The organism is Tissierellales bacterium, assembly GCA_025210965.1.
In the GTDB taxonomy this organism is placed as follows: domain Bacteria; phylum Bacillota; class Clostridia; order Tissierellales; family JAOAQY01; genus JAOAQY01.
In genome coordinates, this window is sequence record JAOAQY010000087.1 from 1 (window position 1) to 12,308 (window position 12,308).

General features: G+C 32.1%; 15 protein-coding genes and 1 riboswitch. Of the genes, 12 read left to right on the plus strand and 3 right to left on the minus strand.

From position 1 onward, the window contains the following. Both N4A40_06530 and N4A40_06535 read left to right on the plus strand, forming a co-directional pair. A partial coding sequence (locus N4A40_06530) for a hypothetical protein (protein ID MCT4661502.1) occupies positions 1-346 on the plus strand: 346 nt, incomplete at its 5' end. A 55-nt stretch (positions 347-401) separates the two neighbouring features. After that, entirely contained in the window at positions 402-758 is a 357-nt protein-coding gene (locus tag N4A40_06535; protein ID MCT4661503.1) for a hypothetical protein, read from the plus strand. A 65-nt stretch (positions 759-823) separates the two neighbouring features. Here N4A40_06535 and N4A40_06540 read toward each other — a convergent pair whose 3' ends face one another. Further along, a complete protein-coding gene (locus N4A40_06540; GenBank protein ID MCT4661504.1) occupies positions 824-1,024 on the minus strand; it encodes a cold-shock protein in 201 nt (66 codons plus the stop codon). Between the two features lie 371 nt (positions 1,025-1,395). On the opposite strand from N4A40_06540, the gene N4A40_06545 reads away from it, so the two are divergent. The 5 genes from N4A40_06545 to N4A40_06565 all read left to right on the plus strand — a co-directional run bounded on the left by N4A40_06545 (position 1,396) and on the right by N4A40_06565 (position 5,275). Then, positions 1,396-2,172, plus strand: coding sequence for a transporter substrate-binding domain-containing protein (locus N4A40_06545; GenBank protein MCT4661505.1), 777 nt, complete (start codon positions 1,396-1,398; stop codon positions 2,170-2,172). A gap of 4 nt (positions 2,173-2,176) precedes the next feature. Further along, a complete protein-coding gene (locus N4A40_06550) occupies positions 2,177-2,821 on the plus strand; it encodes an amino acid ABC transporter permease (protein MCT4661506.1) in 645 nt (214 codons plus the stop codon). Further along, positions 2,814-3,536, plus strand: a complete 723-nt coding sequence (locus tag N4A40_06555; GenBank protein MCT4661507.1) for an amino acid ABC transporter ATP-binding protein — start codon at positions 2,814-2,816, stop codon at positions 3,534-3,536. Before N4A40_06550 ends, N4A40_06555 begins: the two co-directional genes overlap by 8 nt. 188 nt (positions 3,537-3,724) lie before the next feature. Beyond that, on the plus strand, positions 3,725-4,036 hold the full coding sequence (locus N4A40_06560; protein MCT4661508.1) for a hypothetical protein: 312 nt from the start codon (positions 3,725-3,727) through the stop codon (positions 4,034-4,036). Positions 4,037-4,051: 15 nt separating this feature from the next. After that, positions 4,052-5,275, plus strand: coding sequence for an EAL domain-containing protein (locus tag N4A40_06565; GenBank protein ID MCT4661509.1), 1,224 nt, complete (start codon positions 4,052-4,054; stop codon positions 5,273-5,275). 43 nt (positions 5,276-5,318) lie between these two features. Here the strand turns inward: N4A40_06565 and N4A40_06570 are convergent, their stop codons facing one another. Continuing rightward, positions 5,319-6,044, minus strand: a complete 726-nt coding sequence (locus N4A40_06570) for a LysM peptidoglycan-binding domain-containing protein (GenBank protein MCT4661510.1) — start codon at positions 6,042-6,044, stop codon at positions 5,319-5,321. A 157-nt stretch (positions 6,045-6,201) separates the two neighbouring features. Here N4A40_06570 and N4A40_06575 point away from each other — a divergent pair, with 157 nt between their 5' ends. Then, positions 6,202-7,779 carry a hypothetical protein gene (locus N4A40_06575; protein ID MCT4661511.1) on the plus strand — a complete coding sequence of 526 codons (1,578 nt, stop codon included), beginning with the start codon at positions 6,202-6,204 and terminating at the stop codon, positions 7,777-7,779. Positions 7,780-7,821: 42 nt separating this feature from the next. Here N4A40_06575 and N4A40_06580 read toward each other — a convergent pair whose 3' ends face one another. Then, a complete protein-coding gene (locus N4A40_06580) occupies positions 7,822-8,742 on the minus strand; it encodes a TIGR01212 family radical SAM protein (protein ID MCT4661512.1) in 921 nt (306 codons plus the stop codon). A gap of 129 nt (positions 8,743-8,871) precedes the next feature. Here N4A40_06580 and N4A40_06585 point away from each other — a divergent pair, with 129 nt between their 5' ends. The 4 genes from N4A40_06585 (at position 8,872) to N4A40_06600 (ending at position 11,916) form a co-directional block, all read left to right on the plus strand. Further along, on the plus strand, positions 8,872-9,387 hold the full coding sequence (locus N4A40_06585; protein MCT4661513.1) for a hypothetical protein: 516 nt from the start codon (positions 8,872-8,874) through the stop codon (positions 9,385-9,387). A 26-nt stretch (positions 9,388-9,413) separates the two neighbouring features. Then, positions 9,414-10,505, plus strand: coding sequence for a hypothetical protein (locus N4A40_06590; protein ID MCT4661514.1), 1,092 nt, complete (start codon positions 9,414-9,416; stop codon positions 10,503-10,505). A 105-nt stretch (positions 10,506-10,610) separates the two neighbouring features. Beyond that, a complete protein-coding gene (locus N4A40_06595; GenBank protein MCT4661515.1) occupies positions 10,611-11,069 on the plus strand; it encodes a MarR family transcriptional regulator in 459 nt (152 codons plus the stop codon). A 10-nt stretch (positions 11,070-11,079) separates the two neighbouring features. Next, positions 11,080-11,916 carry a DegV family protein gene (locus N4A40_06600; protein MCT4661516.1) on the plus strand — a complete coding sequence of 279 codons (837 nt, stop codon included), beginning with the start codon at positions 11,080-11,082 and terminating at the stop codon, positions 11,914-11,916. 72 nt (positions 11,917-11,988) lie between these two features. Beyond that, a riboswitch (Lysine riboswitch) is annotated at positions 11,989-12,170 on the plus strand. The last annotated feature ends 138 nt before the right edge of the window (positions 12,171-12,308 follow it).

A 12,308-nucleotide genomic window follows, 5' to 3' on the forward strand; every position in this document is an offset into this window, starting at 1 on the left:
AAAAGACGAAGCTAGGCACAAAATGATTTATTCTAAGTTATTAGAAAATTTGCCAAATGATGGCATGGTAAATCTTAGTGAAGAGGAAGCGTTGTATACAGATACATTGATAGAGGCTAATGTATTTACAAATGATAAGGTACGTAAAAGATTTGCTAAGGAAGATGCGCTTATATTGGCGGAAAAAGTAGAGCGAGATGGAATAATGTTTATAGATCAATTGCGTAGCATTTATCCTGATTTAGCGGTTGATGAATTATCAGTGATAATGTCAGAAGAGAAGAAGCATTTGAAATTTGTTTTAGATAAACAATACACAGCGACAATAGGTCTTTTAGGCCTATAATATTTATATTGCTGGATTTGGAGGTGATTTAAGCCTATAGAGGGGAGATGAGGATATGTATGCCATATTTTTGATATTAAATGATATTTATCTAGTGGATGAAGTGCATGAGATATTTTATGAATGCAAAGTTGGAGCTACGACATTAGATAGTGTTGGTTTAGGAAGAACACTATTGAAACATCAATTAGATGTGGTTATGTTTTCTAGTATAAAGCGTATATTAGAAGGAGACAGACCTTATAGTAAGACGATGATTTCGGTTGTGAGAGAAAAGGAAAAGCTTGATAAAGTTGTTAAAAGGTTGAAAGAATTTTTTTCGGAATTTGGAGCAGACGGACTTGCATTTATGTTTGTAACACCAGTGCACGGATGTTATGGATTCAAAATTGAAGAAACTGAGAAAAAATAAATACTGAAATTTATACTTATGCAATAATAAAGGGCGAATCTTTTAGATACGCCCTTTGTTTTTTACTATAATTTTGTAACGTTAACGGCTTGTAAACCTTTATCGCCATCAACTAATTCAAATTCAACTTCTTGTCCTTGCTCTAGAGTTTTAAATCCCTCAGATTGAATTTGTGAATAGTGAACGAAAGCTTCATTGCCATCACCCAATGTAACGAATCCAAAACCTTTTGTGTTGTTAAACCATTTTACGATACCTTTTTCCATGAAAATACCTCCATAATACTTGAATTTTTGAGCCGCTTCCCTAACGACTACGTTATTATTATAGAATAATTGTCAGAAAAATACAAGCATTAATAAAAAAACGTAACAAGTTATTTTCCGAAAATTCTGATCCTTTTAATAATTATAAAAAACGAAAATACTCAAGCGGTGTATAAATATATAGATAGAGCATGTGGCATTAGGAAACCGGTATATAAAATATTGTCAACAACTAAACAAAGTGAAGAAACGAAAAATAAAATGGTATAAATATAGAAAAAAACTAATATTATCTCAAAAACTTATTGCATAAATACTTTTTTGCGTGTATAATAACACTCAATAGAATTTTTATGAGGGAGGAATAAATAATGAAAAATAGTAAGATTTTAATGTTTTTAGGGGCAATGGTGATGATGATTATTCTGGGAGGATGTACTGAAGACAAAAAAGAAAAAATAATATTAGGGACATCAGCAGACTATCCACCATATGAATTTCATTTAGTAGAAGACGGGAAGGACAAAATAGTTGGTTTTGATATTGATATTGCAAAAGAGATAGCAAAAGATCTAGGAAAAGAGTTAGAAATTAAGGATATGGATTTTGGTGGTCTTATAGCAGCGCTAAAGAGTGGATCAGTGGATTTTGTTATATCTGGTATGACTGCAACTGAAGAGCGTGCTAAGGAAATAGATTTTTCAAATATTTATTATAGTGCGGATCAAGGAATAATATTAAAAAAGGATTTAGAAGGAAAAGTTAATAGTGTAGATGATTTGGCTACACTTAAAGTAGGAGCGCAAAGAGGAACGTTGCAAGAGGAAATAGTAAAGAGCGTTACGCCAGAAGAGCAATTTGTTGGACTAGCAAAACTTGGAGATTTGGTTATGAAGTTAAAAGCAGGCGAGATAGATGCTGTAGTAGTTGAGCTAGATGTTGCAAAAGCATATGCTAAAAAGCATGAGGATTTAGCAGTGGTCGATCCCAAATATGTGGCGGATGATAATGGAGTTGCAGTTGCGATCAAAAAAGGAAATGAAGATTTAGTTAAATCAATAAATACTTCGTTAGAACGAATTGAAAAAGAAGGCTTAATGGAAGAATTCTTACTTAAAAGTTTAGAGTTATCAGAAATAGAGGAGTAGTTTTATGATAGAAATTTTAGAGAAGTACTATCCGATATATCTATCGGGGTTGAAAGTGACATTATTAGTGTCACTACTAGGAGTATTAGCTGGAACTATTCTAGGGACACTTATTGGAATTGGACGTTTATCAAGATGCAAAATTCTATCAAAGATTATTGCCTGCTATATTGAGTTTGTCAGAGGAACACCCCTATTAGTTCAAGTTTTTATAATAGTATATGGTTTGCCTTATATAGGCATCAAAACAACTGATTTATTAGGATGTGTTTTGGCACTTACAATAAATAGCTCAGCATATATTGCTGAGATAATTAGATCTGGCATACAGTCTGTTGATTCAGGACAGATGGAAGCAGCTAGATCACTTGGTATGAGCTATGGTTTAAGTATGAAAAGTATAATATTACCACAGGCAATTAAAAATATATTGCCAGCGCTTGGAAATGAATTTATTACATTGATAAAGGAATCAGCTATAGTTTCAGTTGTTGGAGTTCATGATTTGATGTACGGAGCAAATACAGTTAGAGGGGCTACATTTGATCCATTTGGACCTCTTATAATAGTTGCTGGTATATATTTCTGTATTACATTTGTACTTTCAAAAATTGTTGGAAGAATAGAGAAGGGGCTAGCTTATGATTAAACTTTCGAATTTAGTAAAAAAATATGGCGACAAAACAGTTTTAAAGGGCGTAAATTTAGAAATAAAAAGTGGCGAAGTTGTAGCACTTATTGGACCTAGTGGTTCGGGAAAAAGTACGCTTTTAAGATGTATAAACGGTCTTGAAAAAATACATGATGGTGAGATATTTTTTAAGGACTCTAAAATCGAAAAAAATGAAAAAAAACTTGATGAAATTAGAAAAAACATGGGAATGGTTTTCCAAAACTTTAATCTATTTCCTCATAAGACTGTTTTAGAAAATATTTGCTTTGCTCCAGAAAATGTAAAAAAACAGCCGAAGAATGAAGTGCAAAAAATAGGTGTAAATTTACTTGAAAGAGTCCAGCTTTTAGATAAAAAAGACACATATCCTAAAAGTCTATCTGGTGGTCAAAAACAGAGAATAGCGATAGCTAGGGCTTTAGCGATGGAGCCAGACATACTACTTTTTGACGAACCGACATCTGCATTGGATCCAGAAATGGTAGGAGAAGTGTTAGATGTAATGAAGGACTTAGCCAAAGAAGGAATGACAATGGCAGTAGTAACCCATGAAATGGGATTTGCACGTGAAGTTGCCGACAGGATACTATTTTTAGATGAAGGGCAAATTGTAGAAGAGGCAGCTCCGATTGAATTTTTCAATAATCCAAAAAGTGAAAGAGCACAAAATTTTCTAGCTAAGATATTATAAATACTTTAAGTAAAGGAGCCATTGGCTTCTTTTTTTATTTATTGCAGTTATAAAAATAAACTTTCGATGACATTTAAGCACATTATTGTTCATTACTAGAATAAATAAATTTTATTATTTTAAATTTATTACATTTAAAATGAAATTTTGATACAATAGAAGAAAATTAAGTTTGGGGAGTAGGAAATATGAAACAACATTTAGAAATAAAGGATTTGAAATTAGCAAGCGAAGAACAACTATTGAAAATTCAAAATTGGTATTTTGAAGATTATAAAAAGCAAGGTAATTATATTCAAGCAGATATAATTGCATCAGAAGGAAAGGATATTCCATTACTTACTATAGGACAAATTGTTGCGCTTATCGATAATATGAAGCTAGATGGGTATAAAATAGAAAAGACGGACAATGTCTATGTTGTGAAGTCAAGCGAAAAGCAAATTTGCGAGAGTGAATTAATTGATGCTTTGTGGAAGTTTTTTGCAGAGTTATCTTAGTGGGGGCGTAAGGTCATGGATATATTTGTAGCAAGACAGCCAATATTTAATAGAAAAAAAGAAGTTTTTGCTTATGAGTTATTGTATAGAGAAAATAGCGAATCTAATAGAGCTGATGTATTAGATGATAACATGGCGACCACAAAAGTGCTTGAAAATAGTTATTTTTCGATAGGATTTGACGAATTAGTCAATAACAAAAAGGCATTTATTAATTTCAATTCAGAATTAATAAAAAGAGGTGTTCCAGAGTTATTTGATCAAAGAATATTAGTTGTGGAAATGCTAGAGGACATAGTTCCTGATGGAAAATTAATTCACAAATGTTTAGAACTTAAGAAAAAAGGATACCTTTTAGCCTTAGATGATTTTGTATGTGGGTATAAATATAAAAGTCTAATAAAACTAGCAGATATAATTAAAGTTGATTTTATGCTCAATTCGCCACCTAAGAGAGCTTTGATTGCACGAAAGTATAAGGCTCAAGGTAAGTTGCTTTTGGCGGAAAAGGTAGAAACTCATGAAGAATTTGAGAGCGCTTTGAAATGGGGATATGATTATTATCAAGGGTATTTTTTTAGTAAACCTAAAATAATGAAAGGTAAGAGAGTATCGGGGATAGGTCTTAATTATATTCGAATAATGAATGAAATAAATAAAGAAAATCCAAACTATGATAGAATTGCCGAAATTTATGAGTCAGATATAGCTCTTTCTTATAAACTTTTGAAATTAGTTAATAGATTTGTTGTAGGTGGTAACGAAATAAAATCTATAAAGCATGGTTTGGTTATGTTAGGGCTTCGAGAAATTGAGAGATGGACAAATTTATTGCTTATACAAGGACTTAATAAAGAAAAGCCTAATGAACTTTTTAAGATTGCGATATTTAGATCAAAACTAGCTGAAATTATTGCCATGAATACTAAATATAAGGGTAGAAAAACTGAAATTAGTATGATGGGCATGTTTTCACTGATTGATACATTATTAGATAGACCAATGGACAATATTTTAAACGAACTGCCACTAGCAAAAGATATAAAGGCGGCTATGCTCGGAGAAGAAAACGAGATGTACACATTGTATCAGCTTATAATTAACTATGAGAAAGGGTCATGGGACGAAGTAAGCATAATGGCTGATCAGATTGGAATAAGTATAAATAAGTTACCTAATTATTATATGGATGCAATTGAGTGGTCAAATAAGATAACATCATTTTTAGAAAATGAATAAAAATACCCCCCTGGATAGAAAATATCAAGGGGGGTATCATATATTATTTTTTTAGATGTAATACTTTTTCTGGTTTTGATATATTTAGTATTTGCCCGATTTTTAGTTTGCTCAAATTGATATCTTGGTTAGCTTCTTCTAACTCAAACAATTCCATATTATGTTTTTTAGCAATTGCACTGGCAGTATCACCTTTTTGAACTATATATTTATCAGTAGTATTAATGCCGTTTATTAGAAGTTCATTTAAGGCGAGAAGCTCTGTTTTTGTAGAAAGTTCATTTAAATTTAATTTTACTGGTTGAATTTCCAGAGTTTCTTCAAAGACAACTTGCTCTGGTGCATCGAATTCGCCCATAAAATGTGTTTTAACATTTGATATTATAGTTTCTAGGTTTGAACGTCTAGCTGAGTTTGCAAAGTTTTTCCCATTGATTAAAAGAGCAAAACCATCTAATGAGTAAGACTGGTGCTTTCTAATTTTTGCAGATAATAAATCATCTGATGTTACGGATTTTCCTCGCTTGTTTGTTTGTACATAAGTAAACGATTTTTCTGGAGAAATGGTTTCTAAATTGTATGTTGAGGCGACTTCAGATATTAATTGCTTTTGGATTTCATCAATGTGTTCTGTATTGTCTGTGTAACCAATAGATGTCTCGGCAAGACGGACTTCATATATTTTTTTGTTTGAAATAATAATTAGAAGAATTGCTAAAATTATAATTATAGTAATTTCAATAAGTCTGTGCTTGGCAAATGTTTTCATAAAAAATCTCCTTTAATTTAAATTTAGAAATATATTTAGACCATTAGTTTGTTTATCTATATTTTATCAATTAATATAAATAAAATCTAGGATAAGCTGTATTTAAATGATAAAATATAGAGATAGTGATAAAAAGTACTGATGAGAGGTGAATATTTTGCAGATTATACTAATTGTGAGTTTAATCATAGTGCTGATAATATTAGCAGGATTTTATTTTATGAGTAGAGTTGAAGAAACAGTAGAAGAAAATGGTGAATTAGATTCAATAATAAAGGACTATAGAACCATAAAGGTTGCTATGATGGAATATAAAAAGGAAGAAGGGGCGCTGCCAACCAGTATAAAAGAGTTAGGTGAATTTTATAAAGCGCCATTAAATAGAAGTGGCTATTCACTTAGTGTAGATAGAAAACATCTAATCGTTTACAGTGTTGAGGAGACGAGAGCTGAGAGTATAATTCGAGAACTAGGTACAGATTCTTATTACGAGGGAGGAATATTGTACTTAGGTTTTATAAAATTGAAGAGAAGTGAGGTTGAACCACAGGCAATTATAACTATGATGCCCGATGTTAATTTGACAACAACGACTCAAATCGGATGGAACTATAAGGAATCAATAACAGAGGATGGAGCTATAAAAGATGTTGTTTGGGAGAATAAAAAAATTTTTTATGATGAACCTGGAGAACATATTGTTAGACTTAAGATACAAGATAGTAATAAAAACTGGTCGAAATGGGCAGAAAAAGTATTCTTAGTACAGGAGGAACAAGGTGTAAAAGAAATTTCTGCAGGTGAAAATTGTTTTTTTGTATTACTTAAGAATGGAAATTGCTTGAGTTATTTTTTAGAAGAGAATGGTGAGTATGAACGTTATGAGCCATTTGAAGGCTATAGCATACAATCTATAGATGCTGGAGATAATCACATATTATTTGGGACGTACGATCAAAGAATTTTTGCAATGGGAAATAATAAGCAGGGGCAACTAGGTGATGGAACTTTAGAAAGCTCTAATGAACTGATTCGTGTTGAAAATTTATATGATGCAAAACGTGTATTTGCTGGTGGAAGTACTTCTATGGCACTTTGCTTTTCAGGAAAATTGTATGCATGGGGAAATAATAAGTATGGTCAATTGGGAAATGGAACGGTAGTAGCTCAAAATCAACCATCAGAAGTAAAGAATATAATAGGAGTTAAAGAGGTTGCAGTAGGTATGGACCATACTGTAGCATTGCTTATCAATGGAAATATAATGTCATGGGGGTTAAATAATCATGGGCAGCTTGGAGATGGTACAAGAGGAAACAAAAAAGCACCAGTATTGATAGGGCTAAAAGCATGTAAGGATATAGCAGTAGGAGATTATTTTTCGCTGGCTCTAACTGATTCGGGTCAAGTTTACAGTTGGGGTAAAAATGATGAATATCAGCTAGGAAAGAACAATAAAGTAGATGAATCTTTTCCGACTGAAATTAGAGGTTTGATAGAGATAGTTCAAGTATGTGCAAGTGGAGAATATGGAATGGCATTAGACAGATTTGGTAAAGTATACGTTTGGGGATCTTACGAGGGAAACAATGTTGCTAGGCAGCCTAAATTAGTGGATGAAATAGAGCATGTTCAATTTATTGCGATTAATGAAACTCATGTTTTTACAATTACCTACAATGGAGAGGTTATTTACTGGAAAAAGGGAAAAGAGACGAAGCTTCATACTCTTTAAATTATAAAGCAAAAATCCCTCACTGAATTTGTGAGGGAGATGTTATGGGTTGTAAAGTTTACCTTGATAGCTATCGCTAGATTTTAGCAATTTATCGACACCGTTTAAAACAGCTCTTTTATTAAGAGTCCAGCGCGGTGCAATTAAATCTTCCTTTTTTCCATCGCCAGTTATGCGATGAATTACTATATCGGGTCTGAGAATTTCTAAACTATGAACTATGAGATTTATATAATCATCTTGATTCATTAGAGAGAAAGGATTTTGTAAATAATACTTTTCTAAATCTGTGTTTTTTAATATGTGTAGCATATGTATTTTTACGCCCCATATTGGTTTTTTATTTAAATATTTTAAAGTTGAATAGTAGTCTTCTTTCGATTCTGTCGGCAAATTTGAGATGATATGTACGACAGATTTTATATTGCGCTCATTTAAATTATTGACAGCGTTGTCAAAAACATCTAGAGAATATCCACGGCGTATGAAGTCAGCGGATGATTTGTGTATACTTTGAAGGCCTAATTCAATCCAGAGAAATGTTTTTTTGTTAAATTCAGCTAAAAGATTTAAAACTTCTATACTAAGACAATCTGGACGAGTTGCAATAGCTAATCCGACTACATTGTTACAAGATAAAGCGGAGTCATATATTTTTTTCAAATACTCAACAGATCCGTAAGTAGATGTGAAATTTTGAAAATAAGCTATATATTTTGCGTTAGGCCATTTTGTTGAAAGTAAAGATATTTGCTCTTCAATTTGGTTTTCTATAGACAATGAGCTAGATGATGCAAATTCTCCAGAACCTTGTTCACTGCAGAATATACAGCCGTTTTTAGCTATTGAACCATCTCTATTTGGACAGGTGAACCCCCCGTCTATAGATAATTTTATTATTTTGCAATCAAAATGTTCTCTTAGAGCATAATTTAGACTATGAAATCTCTTATCATACCACATAAAAAAAACTCCCTTCTTCATTTATTCAAGAACATATTGTATAATAAAATAAAGCAAAAATAAAGTAGGTTACAAAATTTATTTTATAGCAGAGTAAAAATTGCAAATAAAATAATATAGGAGGAAATTATGTTTAATTATCAGGACAAAATATTAAAAAAATTTAGAATTATAGATGCAGTTTCTATAGCATTCAATATAGCTTTTTTAGGGGTGTTTGCATATAGTTATTATCTTTATAATAATAGTAGCTTATCTGGAGGGATATTTAGCATTGCAACCATGGGGTGTGTTTTCATGTTAATGTTGATATTTGTTAATCGGGTGAAGTACAAGAGAGAAATAATTGTCGAAGCTAAAAAAGAAGCTAAGTATGATAAATTAGATGCAATACTTGATGATTTGAAAATTGGCAAAATAGTTTGTATTCAAAGTAGCAATGATATTGGCTTTGTTAAAATGATAGAGAATGGGAAATTGTTTTTCTATTTTAAAAAAGAAAATTATAAAATTGAAAGAACTTTGGAAACAGGTAAAATGCACATAAAAGTGTTGCTAAATGATCCGAAAATGAGTTTATACCAAAATGGATTTTTGTTTGTTATAAAAGAACAGGAGATTATGGAAAAAGGAGATAATCGTTAGATTTTTTAGATGGGGTTGGCGCGATAATGAAATACTATGAGAGCAGGAAAAAAAGAAGCATAGAAAATTGGTTACCTGTAAATGTAAATTTGCGCGAGGGACGAAATTATTTGAATTCAACGGACGGTGGAAAAGTTGGTGTTTTAGAACTGAGTTCTCGGGCTGTGAAGTTGTTAATTGGTGATAAAAATTCACTAGATTCAGATGGTTTTGACTTTGAGTTTTTCTATAGAAAAGGTTATCTAACACAAACTATTCATGGTTTGAATGATCAACTGATTTTAGATGAAGACTATTTTGAAAGACAGGTATTACCAGTAATAATAAAACAAGTTGAAAAGGCCAGATATTTAGGAGTTAAAATCCTTTATGCGGTAGGAACCGCGGTTTATAGACGCGCTAGAAATAGAAAAGCGATAGTAAGATTAATTAAGGATCGTGCAAAGATAAATATTAAGATATTAAAGCAAGAAGAAGAAGCAATTTTAACATTGGAAGCTTTTATGTTTTCTGGTCGGAATCACATCAGAAAGCGTAAAGATTTGCTATTGATTGACCAAGGTGGGGCATCAACTGAGATTCTTCAATATAGAAAAAGAACTCGGACTTTGTTGAATTACAATTTGAAGTTGGGAACGAATTCATTGAAAGAAATATTTTTTACAAAAAGCAAAAATGAAAGAGCTCTCGAAAAATCATTTTGGTACTACAACGAATATGTTAGAAAGTCAACTTCTAAGAAAATTGATGGTATAAGTGATTATAGATCAAGAAATCTTCAATGTGTTGGACTTGGAACAGCTATGACGAAGGCGACAGATGAGATTGGTAACAAAAATCAACATGGGAAAATATTAACTAGAAAAGACTTGGTTTCAAAAATGCAACATGCGCAAAAAATATTGTGCGATAAATTCAGCAATGTTGGAGAGATGAAAGAATATTTTAAGAAGAATAAGTTTGAAAGCGAACATATATACTATGAGGAGATTTTGTTGATGCGTTTGGGTTTAGCAATGGTACTTGATATTATGAGGACGTTTAATGTGTATACCATAACTATTAGTGGAACAGGCCTGTGGTATGGAGTTTATTATGAAAGTACAAAGCAAAATTGATTGGAAAAAAGTTTGGCAAATCAAAAACTTTGACAGTCAAAAGAATTGACACTAACCTTTTTTTATGTTAGAGTTAAGTAACAAATGGGCAAAGGAGGTAGAACGGTGGCAAAAGCTCAAAAAGTTGCAAATGATATGTTGGTTGAGATATTTAATGATATCTTAAATATAGAGGAAAATGCTATGCAGTATATGGGATATGAGGATGTTACTATGACAGAAGTACATACCATAGAGGCTATTGGAAGAGAAACATCTAAAACCATGGGTAAAGTAGCGGAGAGGCTTGATATAACGGTAGGAACGCTTACAACAGCCATAAACAGACTTGTAAAAAAAGGGTATGTTGAAAGGCATAGAGATGAGGGGGATCGTAGAATTGTTTTGATTCAACTCACAGAAAAGGGACGTGTTGTGTTTGATGCACATGAGTCTTTTCATGAGGAAATGATTGAAAATTTATTAAAAGATGTAAATTTGACAGATGATTGTGAATTGATAAGAGCAATGGCTAATTTAAGAGAATTTTTTAAAGCTAAAAGACACGAGATTTGTCATAAATAAGGAGGAGTTTATGTCGAAAATAGCTATTTTAACTGATTCGAGTTGTGATTTATCAGCTGAATATATATCAGAATTACCAATAAAGGTTATACCGCTTAGAATTGTATTTGAGGAAAAGGAATACAGAGACAAAATTGAAATCACATCAGATGAAATATATGAAAAAATGGTAGAGGAAATTCCGAAAACTTCGCTTCCATCGCCAGAAGATGTTTTAAAAGGTATAAGTGATTTAGAGGCGCAAGGTTATACAGATGTTATTGGTTTGTTTATATCTAGTGGCTTGAGTGGAACGTTTAATGTTGTGAGAAATATTGCTGAACAGTATAAAGGACCTATGAATATTAGAATCATAGATAGTTTTCAAGTTTCTATGGGCTTAGGATATACTGTATGGGAAGCCGCTAAAACTGCAGCTAGTGAAGTAGAAGTGGATGAAGTAATTGAAGTAATTAAGAAAACTTTGAAATTGATACAGGTTGATTTTGTTGTTGGAACGCTTGATCATTTAAGAAAAGGTGGAAGAATAAGTCACTTCAGTGGAACCGTGGGTGAACTATTGCAAGTAAAACCTATATTGACGATACAAGATGGTAGTATTGAAACTGTCAAAAAAGTCAATGGACGTAAAAAGTCTATACGAATGCTTTTGGAAAAAACGGATGAGGACAAAAAAAGAATTCCACAATATATTTCTGTATTGCATGCAAATGCAAAAAAAGAAGCAGTTTTAGTAAAAGAAACATTGCTAGAAAAATATCCAGAAGCACTTGTAAGTGTTGAAGAAATCAGTGCAGTTGTAGGTGTACATACTGGGCCTGGATTGATAGGATTAGTTTTTTATTAAAAATATTTGACAAAAAAAATTTATTATGATAAAGTAACGATAACAGTTTAATAGAAATGCCTCATCTTGATTCGATGAGGTAGAGGCGCATTGTTTAAGAGTAGCACTGTGGAGACCGGAAGTCTTAGAAGCAGAGCAAAAGGAAACGATGCCGAAGTGGGCAGAACCAAAACTGCTTGCTGGGTTTACGTCTAATAGGCGTAAGACTGTCATCAAAATTTACCCTAAAGTTTTGATGGAGTGCTATCTCGGAGTAGGGACAAGATAGGTATTGTTTGATTATAAACAATAGCGTGATTGTCTATTGTTTTTTTTTATTGCTAAAAATGCTGAGAGATAGATAGGGATTACAAAAATAGAGGAGGAAGTATTATGGATTTTGGATGGTTATC

Coding starts and splice junctions, on each gene's coding strand:
- N4A40_06535 (MCT4661503.1), top strand. CDS start 402: ATGTATGCCATATTTTTGATATTAAATGATATTTATCTAGTGGATGAA.
- N4A40_06540 (MCT4661504.1), bottom strand. CDS start 1,024: ATGGAAAAAGGTATCGTAAAATGGTTTAACAACACAAAAGGTTTTGGA.
- N4A40_06545 (MCT4661505.1), top strand. CDS start 1,396: ATGAAAAATAGTAAGATTTTAATGTTTTTAGGGGCAATGGTGATGATG.
- N4A40_06550 (MCT4661506.1), top strand. CDS start 2,177: ATGATAGAAATTTTAGAGAAGTACTATCCGATATATCTATCGGGGTTG.
- N4A40_06555 (MCT4661507.1), top strand. CDS start 2,814: ATGATTAAACTTTCGAATTTAGTAAAAAAATATGGCGACAAAACAGTT.
- N4A40_06560 (MCT4661508.1), top strand. CDS start 3,725: ATGAAACAACATTTAGAAATAAAGGATTTGAAATTAGCAAGCGAAGAA.
- N4A40_06565 (MCT4661509.1), top strand. CDS start 4,052: ATGGATATATTTGTAGCAAGACAGCCAATATTTAATAGAAAAAAAGAA.
- N4A40_06570 (MCT4661510.1), bottom strand. CDS start 6,044: ATGAAAACATTTGCCAAGCACAGACTTATTGAAATTACTATAATTATA.
- N4A40_06580 (MCT4661512.1), bottom strand. CDS start 8,742: ATGTGGTATGATAAGAGATTTCATAGTCTAAATTATGCTCTAAGAGAA.
- N4A40_06585 (MCT4661513.1), top strand. CDS start 8,872: ATGTTTAATTATCAGGACAAAATATTAAAAAAATTTAGAATTATAGAT.
- N4A40_06590 (MCT4661514.1), top strand. CDS start 9,414: ATGAAATACTATGAGAGCAGGAAAAAAAGAAGCATAGAAAATTGGTTA.
- N4A40_06600 (MCT4661516.1), top strand. CDS start 11,080: ATGTCGAAAATAGCTATTTTAACTGATTCGAGTTGTGATTTATCAGCT.